This is a genomic window from Neorhizobium petrolearium, from assembly GCF_029854435.1.
GTDB classification, from domain to species: domain Bacteria; phylum Pseudomonadota; class Alphaproteobacteria; order Rhizobiales; family Rhizobiaceae; genus Neorhizobium; species Neorhizobium petrolearium.
Genome location: NZ_CP123000.1, coordinates 3,030,836 through 3,049,153 on the forward strand (window position 1 = coordinate 3,030,836; position 18,318 = coordinate 3,049,153).

Here is an 18,318-nt window from a genome sequence, read left to right on the forward strand (position 1 = left end):
GTGGCGAATCCCAAACTCAAGGAACGCCAGATCGAGATCTTTCGCATCGTAATGGCGACGAATTCGCTAACTGCTGCGGCGCGGCATCTGGGTGTTTCGCAGCCCAATTTATCCATCGCCATAAAACGCCTGGAGGATCAGCTCGGCATAGCGCTGTTCGGCCGCATCGGCGGAAAGCTCGTGCCCACGCAGGAGGCTCAGCTCATCTTCGAAGAGGTTGAGCGTGTCCACCAGCAGGCCGAAATGCTTTCGGATTCCATCTATTCCATCGCCCGCGGCAACGCATCGACATTCCGCTTCGGTGCGACACCCAGTATCGGCATGCGGCTCATCCCGAAGGCCTTGAGGCGGCTGCAATTGGCAGGGGCGGCAGGCACCTATTATTGCGATTCGCTTCCGCAGCGGGATATCCGCGACTATCTGCTTTTTGGACGAGGAACATGCGTGGCGACCATTGCCCGGATCGACGACCCGGTTATTGAGACGACCGCGATCGCCGAAGCCGGACTGGTCTGCGTGATGCCTGCCGACCATCGATTGGCGGGCAGAGCATCGATAAGCCCGGCTGAATTGTCGGAGGAGACCCTTATCTCCTTCGGTTCGACCACGACGCATGGCCTTTACATTGACGAGACTTATCGCCGAAGCGGCGCCGTGCGAAATACCGCCGTCTACGTCCATTTCGTCGAGGCCGCGCTGTCCTTCGTCGCCGAGCGGATCGGCGTCACCATACTCGATGCGTTTTCCGCCATAGATTGCGCGACCGCCAGGATGGCGGCCGTTCCGATCGCAAACAGCGTGTCGGTTTCCGCCTATGTTCACACCAGCCGCCTGCGCCCCCGGCCGACCACGGTCGAAAGCCTGATCATGGCGCTTCGCGACGTCGCCTTGAGGGAAAGCAACTTTACCAACGGAATAATCAAACCATGCAACGACCCGTAAACGCACTTTTCCCTGGTTTCGAAAACAAGGTCGTCGAGACGGCCGACGCAAACCTTGCTGTCCTGACAGCCGGCTCCGGTCCGGCGGTTTTGCTTCTGCACGGGTATCCCGAAACCAGAGCTGCATGGCATCGCATCGCGCCTGTCCTTGCCGACGATTATACCGTCGTGGTGCCCGATTTGCCGGGCTACGGAGACAGCGATCTTAAAAGCTCTGCACAAGGCATGGGCTCAAAACGACGCATGGGGCAATGTCTGCGTGACATGATGAAGGCGCTCGGCCACGATCGCTTTGTCACTGTCGGTCATGATCGCGGTGGGCGTGTCGCGTATCGGATGGCCCTCGATTTCCCTCAAGCCGTGACGGCGCTTGTTTCCGTAACCGTGGTGCCCACCCCGGAAATGTGGGAGGGCGCAGGCAAGACGTTTGGATTGGGCGCCTGGCACTGGTTCATGATGGCCCAGCCCGCACCTTTGCCTGAAAAACTGATGGCGGGAGATCCCCGCTTTCTGATCGATCTCACCCTCAACAAGATGGCGAAGGGCATCGAAAAACTAAACCCGTTGGCGCTGGAAGACTATCGGACAGCGTTTGATCGGGCCGAGGTCCGGCATGTGATGTGCGAAGATTATCGGGCGGGCGCCACGGTCGATGAAGAAGACGATCTTGCCGATCGCACCGCAGGCCGCAAGATTGCGGCTCCAGTGCTTGTGTTTTGGGAAGACGGGCGACGTTATGGCGGTGGCCGGGAACCGCTCGACATATGGGCGGACTGGGCGCACATCGTAGAAGGCCGCGGTCTTTCCGGCGGCCATCTGCTGCCGGAGACGCGTGCTGACGAAATCCTCGATCTGCTGCTGCCCTTCTTAGAAAGAAATGCAGATGCCATCACGGGATGACGACGACAGGCCGGTAGCAGCGAAGCCGGTTGACGGCCTGCTCAGCCTCCGCCAGATCGAAGTGTTTCACGCGGTCATGCAGGCCCGTTCGATTACCGGCGCGTCGAAGGTGCTGAACGTCTCGCAGCCTGCATTGAGCAGAACGATCCGCCGCATCGAAGACATACTTGGGATTGCGCTCTTCCTGCGCGATCGCAACGGCCTCGTGCCGACGTCGGAGGCGTTGGAAATTCACGCCGAGATCGATCCGCTGATGCGGCAACTCACAGGCGTCGGGAACCAGATCGGCCGCATCGCCCGCGGCGAGACCGCCATCTTTCGAACGGGTTCGACAGCCAGCGTCGCACGCGCACTGGTGCCTCAGGCATTGAGGGATCTCTCCGTCGAAGTGCCTGGCATCGAGCTCTTCTTCGACGTTCTTCCCGTTGACCAGATAGAGGATTATCTCATAGCCGGCCGCGGCGAAGCCGTGGTGACGATTGCGACCTCAGAGCATCCGTTGATCGCAACCGAAGTGGTCGGGAATGCCGATCTGGTTGCGTGTATCCCCAAAAGTCATCGTCTGGCTGTCGAAACCGTCATCAAGGCCTCGGATCTGGAAGGGGCCGACTTCGTTGCATTTGCAGCCGGCGGCGCTCATCAAAAAGTTGTCGACAGCTTTCTTAATCGTGCGGGTATCAAGGTCAATGCCAAGGCGGTTGCCCGTTTTTCCGACACGGCGTTGGCACTTGCCAACGAGCAGATGGGCATAGTCCTCGTCGATTACCTAACGACGCTTGGCCCGGTCGGCAGCAATCTCGTCATCCGCCCTCTCGACAATGCCCCGCATTTCCAGATTTCGGTACTTTGGAACCGGCGAAGGCCACATTCCGCCAATCTGCGGAAATTGATCGAGATCCTGTCGCGCAAGCTCTCCTGAACTCGGGCATGGTCAAACATGGACGTTAGGGGCGCCATCATGCCCTCAAGGCATGGGAAGCATAATCATTGTTTGTTGTACTCGCTCAATTTGAGTGGCACTGAAAAGATACGACGTCACATAGGCGTCGATAGGAGGAGATTTCCAAGATGAATTTAACCTTGAACCGTCGCCAGGCACTTCTAACCATGGGAGCTGCGGGCGCCGCAGCAGCTTTCGGGATTCCGGCCCGCGCGGCAAGCAGGCGCAATCTCGCGGTCCTCAGTCTTGCCAGCCATGCGCCAAGCTTCATCGCTTACGAGCGCGGCTACTTCAAGGATGCAGGCCTCGACATCGAACTGAAGTTTTTCGAAGCCGCGCAGCCAATGGCTGTGGCGATCGCATCCGGCGATGCCGAGTTCGGCGTTACCGCTATGAGCGGTGGCCTGATTAGCCTCGCCCAGAAGGACGCGGTCAAGGTCGTCGGCGGTGCGTTGACGGAAGAAAAGGGCGTTGTCGGCGCCGTTATTCTGGCATCCAACAAAGCGTATGACGCTGGCCTGACCGACCCCTCGAAATTGGCAGGCAAGAGCTTCGGAATTACCACCGCAGGTTCGTCGTTTCATTTTATGGCGCACAAGATCGCAGCCGCCAACAACATCAAGCTCGCTGATATCCAGCTGCGTCCGCTGCAAAAGCTCGGCGCCATCGTCGGCGCGCTTTCAACCGGTCAGATCGATGCCTGGGCAATCCAGGCGAACGTTGCCAACAAAATGATCCGCGAAGGCGCTGCCAAGAAGATCGGCATCGTATCCGATTATGCGCCTGACTATCAGGTCACGACAGCCTTTACCTCGACGAAGAACGCCAAGGACAACCGATCGCTGACGGAATCCTTCATCAAGGCTTACGCCAAGGCGATCGATGACTACAACGGCGCCTTCGTGGATAAGACGTCGAACGACGAGGAGCGCGACGCTGTGGCGAAGCTCGTCCACAAATATGTGGAAAAGGACAGCCCGTACGACGTTGCCAAGCAGAACCTGATCGAAGGTGCGATGCGCATTAACAAGGGATTGGCTCTGTCGCTCAAAAGCTGCGTCGAACAGCTGGAATGGTTCAAGTCGGAAGACATGGTCAAAGACGCCATCAGCAACGAACAGCTCTTCGATACGTCCTACGTCAAGACGATCTGATCGGCTTGCAACAATATCGGAGGCCCAAAAAGAGCCTCCGGTGGGGACCCCTTATGGATCTGAAGCTCAAGAACATCACTCATCACTACGGCGCCGTGGAAGTTCTACGCGACATCTCGCTCGACATTCCACAAGGCCAGATCGCCTGTCTTATCGGACCTTCCGGCTGCGGCAAGTCCACCCTGCTGCGGTTTCTCGGCGGGCTGGAGCGCCCCTGCGCGGGTGAAGTCCTTCAGGTGGGTCAGCCGCCGAGCGACTGTCTCAACCCGCTTACATATGTTTTCCAGCACTTCGCTCTGCTGCCTTGGCGCACCGTCGAGGGCAACATCAAGCTGGTCCTCGAGGATCATGGGCTGAAGCGCAACGAGATGGACGCGATCGTCGCGGACGTGCTGGAACGCACCCGCCTTTCGGATTTCCGTCACGCCCTCCCCAAGCAATTGTCGGGTGGCATGCGCCAGCGGGTCGCCATCAGCCGCGCGCTGGCGGTGCGCCCAGCAGTGATGCTGATGGACGAACCACTTTCGGCGCTCGACAGCCAGACGCGTGAACTGCTCATGGACGACCTCGTCTCGCTTTGGACGCGCCAGCCGTTCACGTCGGTCTACGTCACGCACAACCTGAACGAGGCTGTCCGGCTTGGTCACCGTGTGATCGTCCTTTCCCGTCGGCCGGGACGTATCCGCGAAATTGTCGATATCGATATTCCGCTGGCGGATCGCCACCTCGGCGACCCGGTTCTCGAGGAAAAGCAGAAGCAGCTCTGGGAGCTGATGCGTGAAGAAGCAATGGCTGCCGACAAGGAATTGGCCGATGTCTGAAGTAACATTGGTTTCAACACAATCTACAGTTGGGGCGGAGCCAAAGAACGAATCCGTAAAGCATGTTCCGTTTCGTGGGGGCGGCTTTTCACCGACGCCCGTACGCGGCATGGCGCTCGCCGTTTTCGTGGCGTTGCTGCTCATCGCGGAGATCGGCACGCGCACCGGGTTCATCTCGAACCTCACCCTGCCCCGTCCTTCCGCGGTCTTCGAAACACTGGTTCAGCTCTGGCAGACCGGCGGTCTCTGGCGGCATCTTCTGCCATCGCTGCAGCGCCTCTTCATCGGCGGAGCCCTCGGTATCGCGGTCGGCATTTCCCTCGGTGTCTTTATCGGTCTGTTCAGCTATGTGCGTGCCGGCCTCGTGCCGCTCGTGGCGGCGCTTTTTCCCATTCCGAAAATCGCCTTGCTGCCGCTTTTCGTCATCTGGTTCGGCATTGATGAGATGTCGAAATATGCGCTCATCGCATTTGGAACCTTTACGCCAACAGTCGTCGCAACCTACGGCGCCGTTGATAACGTCGATCGGACCTTGGTGCGAATGGGACAGAGTTTTGGTCTGAGCTGGTGGTCGATCGTTCGCAAGATCGTGCTTCCTGGAGCCTTCCCAGCCATTCTTTCCGGCCTGCGCGTCTCGATTTCGATTGCCATCATCCTTCTGGTCGCAGCAGAGATGCTTGGCGCGCAATACGGCGTCGGCTCCTATATTTTGGAAGCGGGCTCGCTTTACGATCTCGAAAAGCTCTTTGCGGGTGTCACGATACTTTCTGTACTCGGCCTGATCGTGAACTTCATCATCGGCCAGATTGAACGCCATTTCTTGAGCTGGCGCGGTTAGCCCCCTCGACTTCCGGAGAGACCAAGATGTTGGCACTGCAAAAAGTCCGGCCCGGCGTCGGCGTGGAGTTGCGCACGGTTGAGACACTGGACCTGGTCCCGGCGGGCGAAGTTCTCGTTCGTGTCCATTCCGCTGGGATCTGCGGCACCGACCTGCATATCGCGGAATGGACGGCCGGGTACGAGTCGATGCAAAGCGCTATGCCAGTCACCCTCGGGCACGAGTTTTCAGGGACGATTACGGCAGTCGGCGACGGGCTCGAACCAGCCTTGATCGGCAGGCGCATCACCGCTCGGCCCTCGACGACGTGTGGCACTTGCGCCGCCTGCCTTGCCGGCGATGAGGATAATTGCAGCAATCGAAAAGGCCTTGGCATAAGTCGCAATGGTGCGTTCAGCCAATTCGTCTGCGTCCCCTATAGCAACTGCCATGCTCTTCCAGACAATTTGGATATGGGTATAGCCGCGCTGACCGAGCCGATGACCGTTTGCGCCGAAGCTGTCGCGACGGCAGATGTCCGTCCTGGGCAGAAGATCCTGGTGATTGGGCCGGGCTTCATCGGGCAAGGTATCGCTGTCCTGGCACGTGCCAAGGGTGCCGACGTGGTCGTCATGGGGCGCGATGACGAGCCGAGGCTGGCAGCGCTTCGCGCGATCGGTTTCGAATACTTGGTCGACACAAAGCATGTCACTATTGACGAGACGCTTTCAAAACTGTCGCCCTTCGATGCCATCATCGAAGCAGCGGGCGTGCCCGCCCTCGTGTCAGCAACACTTCCGTATCTCAAAAAACGCGGCATCTTCACGGTCGTCGGAATTCATCCCCAGCCGGCGGAGATCGACTTAGTCAAACTCGTCAGGATGCATCAGCAAATCCGCGGCTCCTACCGCGCTCCGGCTGAGGACTGGGACGCAGTGATCGCCTTTCTTGCGGCCAATCAGGTGATGATGAGCAAACTGATATCGCACCGGCTGCCATTGGCGGATGCTTTGACCGGCTTCAGGGTTGCCCATCAGCGCGTCGCCACCAAGGTCGTTCTGCAGATCGGAGGCGGTGCATGAGCGGCGCGTTTCTGGCTCTCTGGAACAATTATCCCAGCGCCATGACCGAGGAATACGAGGCCTGGCACACATTCGAGCACGTGCCTGAAAGGCTGACGACACCCGGAATGCTGCGCGCCCGGCGCTACGCGTCTTTTCTGGAGCCTGAAAATCGCTACTTCACGCTTTATGAACTCACGGATCTGCGCACCATCGAACACCCGGCCTACATGGATCTGGTCAAGAACCCGACCGTCTGGTCGGCAAAGATGCGCCGGCACTTTTCGAATGTGCTGCGAATTCCAGCAAACAAGCTGGCTTCGGGCGGTCGCGGTATCGGCCGCAGCACCCTGGTTCAGGCGTATTCGGTAAAAAGAACGCGCGCCGAGAATGCCGGCTTGCAACTCGCCAGGAAACTGAGCGACATGGTTGCGAGCGGGACGTTACTGAGCTTTATCATTGGCCTTGCGGAGCCGAACCAGCCGTATGAAGTCTTTGCTCAAGATGCTGAGACCGATGACACCACCTATAATGTGGTTGTTATCGCCGACGGCCTATGCCGGGAGACATTGGAAAGCGCTCACGCCTCGATCAGCGAGACGGCTCTTGACCTCCTGCGTCCGTGCAAATCCTTGCGCGATGAGCTATTCGATCTTGTGGTCGCATATCCCGACAACTCACTTCTTTCTGATCGCACAGCCGTTGCCGCAAGCTCTCAGCTCACGCGTCGCTTTGAATCTTGAGCACTGCTCCTTTATGCCCAATTGACCGCGGCCCTCGCCCCCCGGTCAGCTGGCCGACGAGTTGCGGTTATGGCGGTTCGACCACTCAAAACACCAGGTCTCAGCCGTTGATGTAAGCGGCGTAGAGATCGGCGATGTGCTGCGTGACCGGACCGGGTTGCCCATTGCCGACATGACGACCATCGATACGCGTGACCGGTGTTATTCCGCCAAGCGTTCCGGTCACGAATGCTTCGGACGCGCTATAGACTTCCGCCAGCGTGAAGTCTTTCTGGCGCACCACATGCCCAGCGTCCGAATAGAGCTTGATCACCTTCTTGCGCGTGATGCCGTTGAAATTGTAGCGGCCCGTCGAAGTCCACAGTTCTTCACTGCGAACGATGAAGAAATTGGTGGAATTGCAGCTGGCAACAAAGCCATGCGGATCGAGCATCAACGCTTCGTCGGCGCCACAATTGATTGCCTGAATGAGCGCGTGAATGAAGTTCAGGCGGCTATGGGAGTTGAGCCGCAGATCGAACACATCTGGCGTGCTGCAGCGGATGGTGGAGGTCATCAAGGAGAGACCCTTTGACTTGGATTCCGGCTTCGGGATCTTGAACTCGGCAATAATCACGATTGTGGCCTGTCCCATCGCAAAGCGCGGATCCTGATTCGGCGTCTTCTTCTTGCCGCGCGTCACCATCACGCGTGCATGGGCACCGTCCGTCATGTCGTTTCTTCGGAAGGTCTGCCACAGGGCCTCGGCCAGCTCCTCGCGGGTCATGCCGATGTCGAGCTGGATCGAATTGGCCCCCTCGTAAAGACGGTCGAGATGTTCATCCAGGGCGATGATCTTGCCGTTCACCAGACGAACGCCCTCCCAAACGCCATCGCCCAGGACGAAACCGGCATCGAAGACAGAAACCTTGGCCTCGTCGCGCTTGAAGAATTCGCCGTTCAGGTAGATCAGCACATTATCGTTGCGGTGGTCAGCCACGTAACCCTGGGAGCTGGTATTGCTGGCGGCAACTGCATTCATGTTCATATTCCTTGTAAGTTATCCGGATTCAGAATCCGAATTCGCTAAAGCGTTCGAGAAAGGCGCGCGTTCGTTCCTGCCGGGGGTTCTTCAGAACATCATCGGGCGTGCCCACCTCATGAAACACGCCGTCAGCCAGAAAAATGACCTTGGTCGCGAAGTGATAGGCAAAGCCCAGCTCATGCGTGACGAGAAGCATGGTGCGCCCCTCATCGGCCAACTGGCGAATGACACGCAGAACTTCTCCGACCAATTCCGGGTCCAGCGACGAGGTCGGCTCGTCGAACAGCAGGATTTCCGGCTCCATGGCCAGGGCGCGGGCAATGGCGACACGCTGTTGCTGCCCGCCGGACAGCTTGCCGGGATAGGCATCGAGTTTGGTGCCGAGCCCCACCTTTTCGAGTTCGCGCACGGCCCTCTCCCTCGCTGCAGCATTTCTCATGCCCTTGACGGTCAGCAGCCCCTCCATCACGTTTTCCAGCACGGTCATGTGCGGAAACAGATTGAACTGCTGGAAAACCATGCCGACGCGCTCACGCACCGTGCACAGCTCGGATTCGGGATAACGGCGGGCGCCGTCCGGGCCATGGGGCTTGCCGATCGGCTTGCCGTCCAGCGCAATCGTGCCGCCGCTTGGCATTTCCATGAAGTTCAGGCAGCGCAGAAACGTGCTCTTGCCGGAGCCGCTGCCGCCGATGATGGCGATGCGCTCACCGGCCTCGACGCAAAAGTCGATGCCCTTGAGAACATGCAGATCGCCGAAATACTTCTGCAGATCGGTGACGCGAAGAATGGGCTCGGTCATGGCGGGGTTCTCCTTGGAAACATCAGGCCTTCGCCGCAAGGCGCCGCTCTAGACGCGCGGAAAGCCAGGTGCCGGGATAGATGAGGACGAAGTAGATGAAGGCCACGGTCGTCAGGATTTCGAGCGGCCGATAGTAGGTGGAGCTGAGCAGCCGCCCCTGGTACATCAGTTCATGCACCGACAGTACCGAGGCAAGCGAGGACATCTTCGCGACTTCGATAGCCCGGTTGGTGAAGGCCGGGAGCATGCGCTTGAAGACCTGCGGCAGAATAATGCGTTGCAATATCTTTGAATGACGCATGCCAAGCGCACGCGCACCTTCCCACTGTCCCTGCGCGATCGACTGAATGCCGCCCCGGAAGATTTCTGCCGAATAGGCCGATGTGTTCAGCGCCAGGCCCAGCAGCGCCGCGGCGAAAGGTGACAGCTGCACACCGATGATGATCGGAAACGCGTAGAAGAACCAGATCAACTGGATGAGTACCGGCGTATCGCGAAAGAGCTCGATGTAGAACAGACTCGGCATCCTCAGCCATGGCGATTTCGACAGCCGCGCCAGCGACAGCAGGAAGCCCGCACACAGGCCGATGAAAACGCTCGGCACCCAGAGTTCGACGGTGACGAGCAGCCCTCGTAACAGAACCGGCAGGCTTCGAAGCACAAGCACGAAATCAAACTGGTAATCCATGCTGCGGCTCCTCAGCGATAGGCCGTCAGGCGTGCTTCGGCAACACGGGCAAGCGCGCTGGCCGTGACAAGCAGGATGACGTACATCAGGGCAATGGTGGTGTAGACCTCAAGCGGGCGGAAGGTTTCGCTATTCACCAGCATGGCCTGGTAGAGGAGGTCGGCATAGGCCAGCGTCGAGGCGAGCGCCGTGGTCTTGGTAAGCTCGAAGGAGCGCTCCACGAAAGGCGCAAACATTCTCGTCATGGCCTGCGGCAGGATGATGCGGCGCATCAGTTGCGAATGCCGCATGCCGAGCGCCCGAGCACCTTCCCACTGGCCCTTTTCGATCGACACGATGCCGCCGCGAAACACTTCCGCATAAAAGGCCCCCGACTGCGTGGATAGCGCAAGCACTGCCGCGACGAAGGGATTGAGGCTGACATTGGCCAGCACCGGCAGGGCGTAATAGAACCAGAAGAAGTGGATGATCGGCGGCGTATTGCGATAGAACTCGATGAAGGCGGCGGCGGGTACGGACAGGAACCGTCGGGGCGAGAGCTTCATGAAAGCCAGCAGCAGCCCGACGATGACGCCAAGGACGATCGAGATGCCGGCGATCTTGACCGTGTTCACGAGTCCGGTCAGCAGCAGGTCCCAGCGGGACCATACCCCGGAAAAATCCCAGTGATAGCTCATGAGACTGAGGTTCCTTGCAAGGAGCAGGGCCGCAACCGCCAGGCGCGCATTCCCGGCGATTGATCTGGTGACGAAGGCAGGAGGCTTAAGGGGAAGGACTTGCCCTCCCCTCTCGCTCATTGCTATTTCCACGCTTCCTTGACCAGGCCCGGAATGCCGGCGGGATCGATGTTCTTCGACTTCAGGTAACCATTGAAGATCTGGTCCGGCACGCCGTTCTTGTAGAGCTCGGCGAACTGCTCGCTGATCCAGTTGCGGAAGGCGGGGGTCGTTTCCTTGCGCAGGCCCGCACTGGTCGGCACCGGATTGACGGGCGTGGGTAAGATGACCTTGCCGAGCTTCAGACGCGAATACTGAACCACAAGCGCCGGATGGAACTGCACGACGACATCGACGCGTCTGGCGGCAAAGGCTGCGATGGCTTCATCATTGCTGGAGAAGCGATTGATTTCGGCGTTCTTCGCCATAGCAGTGATGTTCTTATCGAGCGAGGTCCCAAGCGTCACCCCGATGCGCGTGCCGGGCTTATCAATGTCTTCCCAGGACTTTGCGGCGGAATCCGCCGCGACCAGCGCTCCCATGGCATAGTAGAAGAGAGGCGCATCCGGGAAATCGATGGCCTTCCTGCGCTCTTCCGTGGGATCGAGCACAAACATCATATCGATCTGATTGGCCTGAAGTGCCGCCACCGCGTTTGCCCATGTCGTTTCGACAGGAACAAGCGTCGCGTCGAGACTGGTGGCCAATTTCTCGCCCATGGCTACACCAACGCCTGTCCATTTCTCCGTCATCGGATCCTTGAAAAACCAAGGCTCAGCGGAGGTCACGCCGATGCGCAGTTGCTTGTCCTGCTTAATGCGATCAAGCGTGGAAGCGTCTTGAGCGAACGCCGATGTGGCAAACCCCGTCAGGGCAAGGGTCAGTGCGGCGAGAAGGGTTCTCCGTGTGGTAATCATTTGTTCGTCCTCTAAGGTTTTGACGTGATCACGGCCTTTGCGGCTCTTGTTCGTGTAATTTTGCGAGTTCCGTTGCGCGGCTCGCCGCCATCGCCGTTGTTTTCATCAACAGTTCGGCAAGGCCGTTTTCCGCCTCCAGAACGGAAAGGCCGGCTTGTGTCGTTCCGCCGGGGCTGGTGACGGCGTCTTTCAGTTCGCGTGCGCCGCGGCTATCCAGTTCAAGAAGGCGAGCAGCGCCGACAACTGTTTGGCGCGCCAAAAGCTCGGCGACGGGAGTGGCGAAACCCATACGCTCCGCGGCCCGCTGCAAATGCTCCGTGAAGGCGAAAACATAACCAGGTCCACTGCCGGAGATGCCGGTTGCAAGATCAATGTCGCTTTCCTGCTCCACCCAGCAAAAGCGGCCGATGGCTTGAAACAAAGCTTCGACGACCTTTCGATCCAGATCTGAAATCGTGTCCGGCGCGGCATGGCCTACGCTCATTGCGGAAGCGGCCGTCGCGGGCAGATTGGGCATCACGCGCACAATGCGACTTGTCTGATCCGATCGCGCCCTGATCCGCGCAAGCGGGATTCCCGCTGCAATCGATATGACTAACGCGCCGGCGACATTATTCTGCGCCGTCTGAAGTGCCGCCTCGACTTGTTGCGGCTTGACGGCGAGGATGCAGACATCGAAAGCCCTTGCCCCCAGGCTTTCGACACTGGGCAGGACACGAACAGGGCTATCGGGGGGCAAAAGCTTCCGCGCCCTCGCGGCATCGTGATCAACGGCTGTGATTTCGATCAATGGCATGCGCGCGGACACGCCAGCGGCAATCGCCGCGCCCATGTTGCCGCATCCCATCATCAAGACAGAATGAGCAGGACAGAAGGCGTCCGTCATCTCGTAGCCCTTGCCTGGACGTCCGACCGCTCCAGCTTGCCAGCGTTCGACGAAAGCAGAAAATCTTCGGTCTGCTGTCCGCCGCGCGCCATGTGCGCCCTGATTTCAGTCCGCATCACATCCAGACTCTCTCCCAACGCATTAGCAACATAACTGTCGTGACCATCGCGGCGGGGCCCACGGATGCCGTGTGCTCGATGATGCGCAGCCCAATAGAGTTGCAGGCGACCACGGATGCTTTCCCAAGTCTTTTGCAGGATCTTGTGGCCGGAAACTTCGTAGACAAAGCCATGAAGCTGGAGTTCAGCGTCAATACTGGCGACATCATCGCCACTGTCGATGCAACGCGTCAATTCCGCCTGGCGCGACAGCAGACCCTGACGGAACGCTTCGTCACGCTTCTCCCACACCAGCTCGAACGCAAAGATTTCGAGATTGACACGCATGGAATAGATTTCGCGGACATCATCCACGGACAGTTCAACGACATGGGTTCCTGTGTAAGGGATCGTGACGAGGAGACCCTCGTCAATCAGCTGGCGCATGGCCTCGCGCAACGGACCGCGACTGACGCCGAACTGCTCTGCAAGGCTCGATTCGGTGACTTGTGCTCCAGGTGAAATTTCACCTTTCAGGATGGCGCTCCGCAGACCATCGACGATGTGCGCGCGAAATGTCGCCTTTGGAATGCGAATGAAACCTCGGCCACCCTGCTCGTTCACCGAACACCTTTTTTGTTGCTCATCGATTGTCAACAATCAATCACAGACAAATTACGCAGTCAACGCGATTTTTGAAGGGACGCGGTCGGCAGGCCGACTGAACTGCAGACGATGCCTCATCCGCACCAAGTCACTTCGATGCTATCGGCCATGACGCGCCCCATCAGGTTTGGTTCCCTTCATGTACAAACAGGCGTCTTTCGCGACAGGATGGACGCCGTTGCAGGTCGTTGAACATGCAAATTCCCGGTCATCCCCCACACGTTCGACAGGGCGACGAAGTCGCCCGTCATCAAAGTTTAACAAAGGCTTCACCGAACTGTCTCCTAACGGAGTTACACCGCCTCCATTGCAATTTCATTTGCATAGGAGAGAGACATGACACGCAAATTGCATTCTACGATTGCTGCAACCGTCTTTGCGCTGTTCGGCACGCTCGGCACGGCTGACGCGGCCACAACGGTCAAGTTCTGGCACTCTTTCAACAAAGGTCAGGGTGAGGCTCTCGCCAAGATAATCACCCAGTTCGAGGCCGCCAACCCGGGCATCGATGTCGAAGCGGAGTTCATCGGCAATTATAACGATATTGTCGCAAAGCTGCAGGCTGCAATCCCGGCGCGCCGTGCGCCGGATGCCGTAATCTTGGAAATCACCCGCTACGGCCTCTTTGCCAACAACAATATCCTGACTGACCTGACACCCTATTTCGACGCCGATCCGCTTAAGAGCGACCTTTATGATTACGCGCGCGAAGTCGGTATTATTAACGGCAAGAACTATGTCGTGCCGTTCAACTCATCCACGCCGGTCCTCTATTTCAACAAAGACATCTTTGCCCGCGCCGGCCTTTCGGCGCAGACGCCGCTAAAGACCTTCGATAACATCCTTGCCGCGGCAAAGACCATCAGCGAAAAGCTCGGTTCCGAAGGGATTTCCGGCATCGCAGCGCCCGGCCAGTTTGCCCGTTGGGGTCTTGTCATGGCCAACGACAGCGAGTTGATCGACCCGACCACGAACGAGATCTTGCTCGACAAGCCGAATACGGTCGAAGCCTATCAATGGATGGCTTCGCTGGTAAACCACCACAAGGTAGCGTCGCCCGATGGCGTAACGGATGAGGACAATGGCCGCGACGCCTTCCTTGCCGGCAAGGTCGGCATCATGATGAATTCGACCGGCAATTATGTCGGTTCGAAAAAAGCCATCGGCGACAATCTCGTCGTGCGTCCGATGCCCTGCAACAAAGTCTGCTCGGTCCCGATTGGCGGCGCTGGCATCGGCATCATGGCAAGTTCTCCGAAGGAAGTCCAAGACGCCGCGTACAAGTTCATCAGCTACGCCGCCTCGCCGGAAGCCAATGCGGCCTGGTTTGCCGCCACCGGCTATCTGCCGATCAACAAAAAGAGCGCCGCTCTTCCGGTCGCCGTCAAGGCGCTAGAAACACAGCCGGGTATCGATGTGGCCATCAACTCGCTGCCATACGCCCATGGCCGCGCCCGCTCAACGGTCGTGACCTGGATGCGCTCCACCGAATACAAGATGTGGGAGGCCATGGCGCTGGGTCAACGCAAGGTCGACGAGACGATGAAGGATTTCGCCGAGCAGACGCGCGCGGAGAACCAGCGCACCAGCAACTGATCCTCTTCTTCGAAAGGGCGCCGGTGGGCTTTTTTTCTCGCCGGCGCAAATTCTGCCATGCTCCGCAAGCTGACCCCTTATCTCTTCGTTGCGCCGCTGATGATCTTCATCGCGGTCTTCACGTATATCCCGATCCTCACAAGCCTGAACCTTAGCGTGCGCGAATGGAATTTCCTTTCGTCGAACATGCCGTTCGTCGGTCTGCGTAACTACGAGCAATTGCTATTATCGCGCGATTTCTGGAATTCGCTCCGGGTCACCACACTTTTCGCCGTCTTCTCCGTTCCTCTAAGGCTCGGTGCGGCGCTGGTCATTGCGAATTATCTCGTGCGCGAGACCTTGTCATCACGACTGCTGCGCGGGGCGCTCTTCCTGCCCTCGGTCACCTCCACCGTCTCCATCGCCGTGGTCTTTTCCTGGGTCTTCTCGACCGATTACGGCATGATGAACGCGCTGCTCGAGCCGCTCGGTCTTGGCCGTCCGCAATGGCTGCAGGACCCACATCTGGCGCTCTGGGTGCTGATCTTTGTCAACACATGGAAACAGATCGGCTATGACATCGTCATCTACATTGCCGGCCTGCAGGCGATCCCGCAGGAACTCTACGATGCCGCCTCCGTCGACGGCGGACGCCGTTGGCATGTCTTTCGCCGCGTGACACTGCCGCTGGTGATGCCAACCACCTATTTCCTTCTGATCATCTCGGTGATCGAAGCCTTCCAGGTCTTCACCATCGTCAATGTGATGACGCATGGCGGACCGGCCGGCGCAACCGATATGCTGGTGAACCTGCTCTACGAAATCGGCTTCGTGCTGTTCGACATCGGCCGCGGCTCCGCGCTTGCAGTGATCCTTTTCGTCCTGCTCGTGGCGCTTGCAATCGTCAAATCCCGCATCATCGGCAGCAAGGTGCACTATGAAGCCTGAGAACCAAATTCTTGCGGTCCTATCGCTGCTGGTCGGACTGCTGTTCCTGTCGCCGGTGCTCTATTCCATCTGGATGTCCTTCCAGACGGCAGATGCCTTTTACGCCGGAGAAGTGGCCTTCACGCTCGACAATTACGACCGCGCCATCGGCCAGTTCAACTTCGCCCGTTATCTTGCCAACAGCCTCATCGTATCGGGTCTCGTGACGGTGCTGGGCATAACACTTGCCACGCTTGCGGCCTTCGCTTTCGCGCGTTTCCGTTTTCCGGCGAGCGATCTGTTGTTCGGCGCGACCGTGGCGACCCTGATGATCCCTAGCCATATCAGCCTTATTCCCAACTATCTAACGCTTGCGAAGGCCGGATTGCTGGATACCTATGCCGGCTTAATCCTGCCGGCCATTTCGAACGGCTTTGCCGCTTTTTTCTTGCGCCAGTATATCCGAGGCATTCCAAAAGCGCTGGATGAGGCAGCCTATATGGACGGGGCGACACCCTTGCAGGTGCTGTGGCGCATCATCGTGCCGCTATCGCGTCCCGCCATCTCGTCCATGGCCCTCTACATCTTCATCACTGAGTGGAACAACTATATTTGGCCGCTCGTCGCGGTGGGCAGGCAAGACCTATACACGCTGCAGATCGGTCTGGCTCGGCTTTACCGCGTCAATCCCGGCGAAGGTCTCATCGACTGGCCGCTGGTCATGGCCGCCTCCACCATCACCATCCTGCCCGTGCTCATCGGTTTTCTGCTCGTGGAGCGACATCTCGTGCGCGGCATCACCATGGGCGCAATCAAGTAAGTCGAGGACACTAGAATGACACGCATCGCATCGCATCGTGGCGGCACCCTGGAATTCGGCGACAGCACACCACGTGGTTTCGCCGCAACGGCCGAGATGGCACTGGAGGAGGTGGAATTCGACATCCATCCGACGGCGGACGGCGCCATAATCGTGCATCACGACCCGACGCTGGACGGCACGACCGACACGTTTGGCGAAATCGCACGCATGGCCCTGGCCGACGTGAAGGACGCGACGATCAACTATGGCGGCGGTGGCCATCCACTCACGTTGCAGGAACTCTGTGCGCTTTACGAGGCAAGCCCCGTCGGTTTCCGCTGTGAGATCAAGCCTGGTGTCGACGGCGAGCCCTATCGGGATTTCGTGCCACGTGTGGTGACGCTCCTCGCCCGGCATGGAATGCTGGAGCGGACAACCTTTTCCTCTTTCCTCGTGCGTTCCCTGGATGAATTGGCCCGTGCCAGCAATCGTCCGCGGCTCTGGCTGGTCAGTCCGCCCGTGCTTCGCCAACTGGGGGTGGAGACCGTGATCGAGGTGGCGAAGGCGCATGCCATTCCGGAGATCGGCGTCCACATCGATTGTGCAGATCGTGCGCTTGGCGACGCCGTCCGCGCAGCCGGCCTGGAATTCGGCTGCTGGGCGGCCCATTCGCGCTCGCAGATCGAAAAGGCACTCGCGCTCGGCGTCAAGGTGTTCACAACCGATCGGCCGACGCTGGCGATCTCCATTCGCAGCGCCTTTCGCCACAAGGAGACCGCGGCATGAGTGGAATTTCGCTTCGCCATATCCGCAAGGCCTATCCGGGCGGCATGCCGGTATTGCATGGCGTTTCACTCGATATCCAACCGGGTGAATTCGTCGTCATTGTCGGTCCGTCCGGCTGCGGCAAATCCACGCTTCTGCGACTGATTGCCGGGCTGGAGCGCTGCGAGGAAGGCGAGATCGAGATTGGCGGCAAACGCGCCAATGATCTTGCGCCGCAGGACCGCGACATCGCGATGATCTTCCAGAACTATGCACTCTACCCGCATATGAGCGTGCGCGAAAATATCGCCTTCGGTCTCGAGCTGCGCGGCATGCCGAAGGCGCAGCGCAACCGCCGAGCGGAAGAAGTGGCGCGCATGCTTCAGCTCGATCCGTATCTTGAGCGCAAACCGGGGGCGCTGTCCGGCGGCCAGCGTCAGAGGGTCGCCATGGGTCGCGCCATGGCGCGCAATACCTCTACCTTTTTGATGGACGAGCCGCTCTCCAACCTCGACAATGCGCTACGCGTGGCCATGCGCACGGAAATCAAGCAACTGCATCGGCAGCTCAGGGCGACCATCGTTTATGTGACGCACGATCAAACGGAAGCGCTGTCGCTGGCGGACCGCGTAGCAGTCATGAAGGACGGGCATCTTCTCCAGTTCGATCGACCCGACGTCATCTACGATCGGCCGCGCAACCGCTTTGTCGCCGGTTTTCTCGGCGTACCACCAATCAATTTCGTTGCCGCGGAGAAACTGCCCGGCTGGCAGGGCATGAAAGGGCTAACCGCCGGTCTTCGCCCGGAAATCCTGACCGTTCACACGGAAAGACCCGAGCGTCCGGCGCTGTCGGCGCGTCTTGTGCTCTCCGAAATGACGGGATCTGACCTACTTCTCCATTGCGACAGCCCGGCCGGCCGGCTGACCGTGACAACACCGCGACGCGAGGTGGCAGAACATTCAGAGGAACTCTGGATTTCCTATGATCTTGGCCGCGCATTGTTCTTTGAGAACGACAGCGGCGAGCGGGTCGATCTCGCGCGCGATTTTCGCAGCGTCAGGATATCGTAAGG

At 58.9% G+C, this 18,318-nt stretch carries 20 protein-coding genes; 13 read left to right on the top strand and 7 right to left on the bottom strand.

The genetic code is table 11. The annotated features are described in order from the left end of the window. From QEO92_RS15065 to QEO92_RS15100, 8 genes are all read left to right on the top strand, one after another. Complete coding sequence (locus tag QEO92_RS15065) at positions 1–942, top strand: LysR family transcriptional regulator (protein WP_227703575.1); 942 nt, start codon at positions 1–3, stop codon at positions 940–942. An 89-nt stretch (positions 943–1,031) separates the two neighbouring features. Then, on the top strand, positions 1,032–1,841 hold the full coding sequence (locus QEO92_RS15070; protein ID WP_265105699.1) for an alpha/beta fold hydrolase: 810 nt from the start codon (positions 1,032–1,034) through the stop codon (positions 1,839–1,841). Further along, positions 1,825–2,760, top strand: coding sequence for a LysR family transcriptional regulator (locus QEO92_RS15075; RefSeq protein ID WP_161784752.1), 936 nt, complete (start codon positions 1,825–1,827; stop codon positions 2,758–2,760). The genes QEO92_RS15070 and QEO92_RS15075 overlap by 17 nt, the downstream gene beginning before the upstream one ends. Before the next feature lie 149 nt (positions 2,761–2,909). Continuing rightward, on the top strand, positions 2,910–3,935 hold the full coding sequence (locus QEO92_RS15080; protein ID WP_210057886.1) for an ABC transporter substrate-binding protein: 1,026 nt from the start codon (positions 2,910–2,912) through the stop codon (positions 3,933–3,935). Positions 3,936–3,988: 53 nt separating this feature from the next. Continuing rightward, positions 3,989–4,756: an ABC transporter ATP-binding protein gene (locus QEO92_RS15085; RefSeq protein WP_227703577.1), complete on the top strand. Its 768-nt coding sequence runs from the start codon at positions 3,989–3,991 to the stop codon at positions 4,754–4,756. Next, on the top strand, positions 4,713–5,594 hold the full coding sequence (locus tag QEO92_RS15090; protein WP_227703578.1) for an ABC transporter permease: 882 nt from the start codon (positions 4,713–4,715) through the stop codon (positions 5,592–5,594). Before QEO92_RS15085 ends, QEO92_RS15090 begins: the two co-directional genes overlap by 44 nt. 26 nt (positions 5,595–5,620) lie before the next feature. After that, a complete protein-coding gene (locus QEO92_RS15095) occupies positions 5,621–6,655 on the top strand; it encodes a zinc-dependent alcohol dehydrogenase (RefSeq protein ID WP_227703579.1) in 1,035 nt (344 codons plus the stop codon). Further along, positions 6,652–7,377 carry a hypothetical protein gene (locus tag QEO92_RS15100; protein WP_227703580.1) on the top strand — a complete coding sequence of 242 codons (726 nt, stop codon included), beginning with the start codon at positions 6,652–6,654 and terminating at the stop codon, positions 7,375–7,377. The genes QEO92_RS15095 and QEO92_RS15100 overlap by 4 nt, the downstream gene beginning before the upstream one ends. Before the next feature lie 100 nt (positions 7,378–7,477). Here QEO92_RS15100 and QEO92_RS15105 read toward each other — a convergent pair whose 3' ends face one another. From QEO92_RS15105 to QEO92_RS15135, 7 genes are read right to left on the bottom strand one after another with little or no spacing between them, the layout of a single operon-like run. Continuing rightward, a complete protein-coding gene (locus QEO92_RS15105) occupies positions 7,478–8,398 on the bottom strand; it encodes an aminotransferase class IV (protein ID WP_037149742.1) in 921 nt (306 codons plus the stop codon). A 28-nt stretch (positions 8,399–8,426) separates the two neighbouring features. Then, a complete protein-coding gene (locus QEO92_RS15110; protein ID WP_037149528.1) occupies positions 8,427–9,203 on the bottom strand; it encodes an amino acid ABC transporter ATP-binding protein in 777 nt (258 codons plus the stop codon). Between the two features lie 22 nt (positions 9,204–9,225). Continuing rightward, entirely contained in the window at positions 9,226–9,891 is a 666-nt protein-coding gene (locus QEO92_RS15115; RefSeq protein WP_037149526.1) for an amino acid ABC transporter permease, read from the bottom strand. Positions 9,892–9,902: 11 nt separating this feature from the next. Continuing rightward, positions 9,903–10,688: an amino acid ABC transporter permease gene (locus QEO92_RS15120; protein WP_227703581.1), complete on the bottom strand. Its 786-nt coding sequence runs from the start codon at positions 10,686–10,688 to the stop codon at positions 9,903–9,905. 2 nt (positions 10,689–10,690) lie between these two features. Further along, the gene (locus QEO92_RS15125) at positions 10,691–11,524 is read right to left on the bottom strand and encodes a transporter substrate-binding domain-containing protein (RefSeq protein WP_227703582.1); all 834 of its coding nucleotides are present in this window, start codon (positions 11,522–11,524) and stop codon (positions 10,691–10,693) included. A gap of 28 nt (positions 11,525–11,552) precedes the next feature. Beyond that, positions 11,553–12,356 carry a pyrroline-5-carboxylate reductase gene (proC, locus tag QEO92_RS15130; protein ID WP_280107443.1) on the bottom strand — a complete coding sequence of 268 codons (804 nt, stop codon included), beginning with the start codon at positions 12,354–12,356 and terminating at the stop codon, positions 11,553–11,555. Positions 12,357–12,406: 50 nt separating this feature from the next. Beyond that, positions 12,407–13,132 carry a GntR family transcriptional regulator gene (locus QEO92_RS15135; RefSeq protein WP_081952786.1) on the bottom strand — a complete coding sequence of 242 codons (726 nt, stop codon included), beginning with the start codon at positions 13,130–13,132 and terminating at the stop codon, positions 12,407–12,409. Between the two features lie 378 nt (positions 13,133–13,510). Between QEO92_RS15135 and QEO92_RS15140 the strand changes: the two genes are divergently transcribed. From QEO92_RS15140 to QEO92_RS15160, 5 genes are read left to right on the top strand one after another with little or no spacing between them, the layout of a single operon-like run. Then, positions 13,511–14,770: an ABC transporter substrate-binding protein gene (locus QEO92_RS15140; RefSeq protein WP_037149517.1), complete on the top strand. Its 1,260-nt coding sequence runs from the start codon at positions 13,511–13,513 to the stop codon at positions 14,768–14,770. Between the two features lie 57 nt (positions 14,771–14,827). After that, on the top strand, positions 14,828–15,697 hold the full coding sequence (locus QEO92_RS15145; RefSeq protein WP_037149514.1) for a carbohydrate ABC transporter permease: 870 nt from the start codon (positions 14,828–14,830) through the stop codon (positions 15,695–15,697). Continuing rightward, positions 15,687–16,496 (top strand): carbohydrate ABC transporter permease, encoded by an 810-nt coding sequence (locus QEO92_RS15150; protein WP_037149511.1) that lies wholly within the window; start codon positions 15,687–15,689, stop codon positions 16,494–16,496. Before QEO92_RS15145 ends, QEO92_RS15150 begins: the two co-directional genes overlap by 11 nt. Before the next feature lie 15 nt (positions 16,497–16,511). Beyond that, complete coding sequence (locus QEO92_RS15155) at positions 16,512–17,264, top strand: glycerophosphodiester phosphodiesterase family protein (RefSeq protein ID WP_227703584.1); 753 nt, start codon at positions 16,512–16,514, stop codon at positions 17,262–17,264. Further along, positions 17,261–18,316, top strand: a complete 1,056-nt coding sequence (locus QEO92_RS15160; RefSeq protein ID WP_227703585.1) for an ABC transporter ATP-binding protein — start codon at positions 17,261–17,263, stop codon at positions 18,314–18,316. The genes QEO92_RS15155 and QEO92_RS15160 overlap by 4 nt, the downstream gene beginning before the upstream one ends. Positions 18,317–18,318: the final 2 nt, after the last annotated feature.

What these genes read in the sequence shown, in the direction of transcription:
- QEO92_RS15140 (WP_037149517.1), top strand. Translation starts at nt 13,511, where the DNA reads ATGACACGCAAATTGCATTCTACGATTGCTGCAACCGTCTTTGCGCTG.
- proC (WP_280107443.1), bottom strand. Translation starts at nt 12,356, where the DNA reads ATGGGCGCGGCGATTGCCGCTGGCGTGTCCGCGCGCATGCCATTGATC.
- QEO92_RS15125 (WP_227703582.1), bottom strand. Translation starts at nt 11,524, where the DNA reads ATGATTACCACACGGAGAACCCTTCTCGCCGCACTGACCCTTGCCCTG.
- QEO92_RS15160 (WP_227703585.1), top strand. Translation starts at nt 17,261, where the DNA reads ATGAGTGGAATTTCGCTTCGCCATATCCGCAAGGCCTATCCGGGCGGC.
- QEO92_RS15105 (WP_037149742.1), bottom strand. Translation starts at nt 8,398, where the DNA reads ATGAATGCAGTTGCCGCCAGCAATACCAGCTCCCAGGGTTACGTGGCT.
- QEO92_RS15115 (WP_037149526.1), bottom strand. Translation starts at nt 9,891, where the DNA reads ATGGATTACCAGTTTGATTTCGTGCTTGTGCTTCGAAGCCTGCCGGTT.
- QEO92_RS15100 (WP_227703580.1), top strand. Translation starts at nt 6,652, where the DNA reads ATGAGCGGCGCGTTTCTGGCTCTCTGGAACAATTATCCCAGCGCCATG.
- QEO92_RS15095 (WP_227703579.1), top strand. Translation starts at nt 5,621, where the DNA reads ATGTTGGCACTGCAAAAAGTCCGGCCCGGCGTCGGCGTGGAGTTGCGC.
- QEO92_RS15075 (WP_161784752.1), top strand. Translation starts at nt 1,825, where the DNA reads ATGCCATCACGGGATGACGACGACAGGCCGGTAGCAGCGAAGCCGGTT.
- QEO92_RS15145 (WP_037149514.1), top strand. Translation starts at nt 14,828, where the DNA reads ATGCTCCGCAAGCTGACCCCTTATCTCTTCGTTGCGCCGCTGATGATC.
- QEO92_RS15155 (WP_227703584.1), top strand. Translation starts at nt 16,512, where the DNA reads ATGACACGCATCGCATCGCATCGTGGCGGCACCCTGGAATTCGGCGAC.
- QEO92_RS15120 (WP_227703581.1), bottom strand. Translation starts at nt 10,688, where the DNA reads ATGAGCGAGAGGGGAGGGCAAGTCCTTCCCCTTAAGCCTCCTGCCTTC.
- QEO92_RS15110 (WP_037149528.1), bottom strand. Translation starts at nt 9,203, where the DNA reads ATGACCGAGCCCATTCTTCGCGTCACCGATCTGCAGAAGTATTTCGGC.
- QEO92_RS15150 (WP_037149511.1), top strand. Translation starts at nt 15,687, where the DNA reads ATGAAGCCTGAGAACCAAATTCTTGCGGTCCTATCGCTGCTGGTCGGA.
- QEO92_RS15080 (WP_210057886.1), top strand. Translation starts at nt 2,910, where the DNA reads ATGAATTTAACCTTGAACCGTCGCCAGGCACTTCTAACCATGGGAGCT.
- QEO92_RS15085 (WP_227703577.1), top strand. Translation starts at nt 3,989, where the DNA reads ATGGATCTGAAGCTCAAGAACATCACTCATCACTACGGCGCCGTGGAA.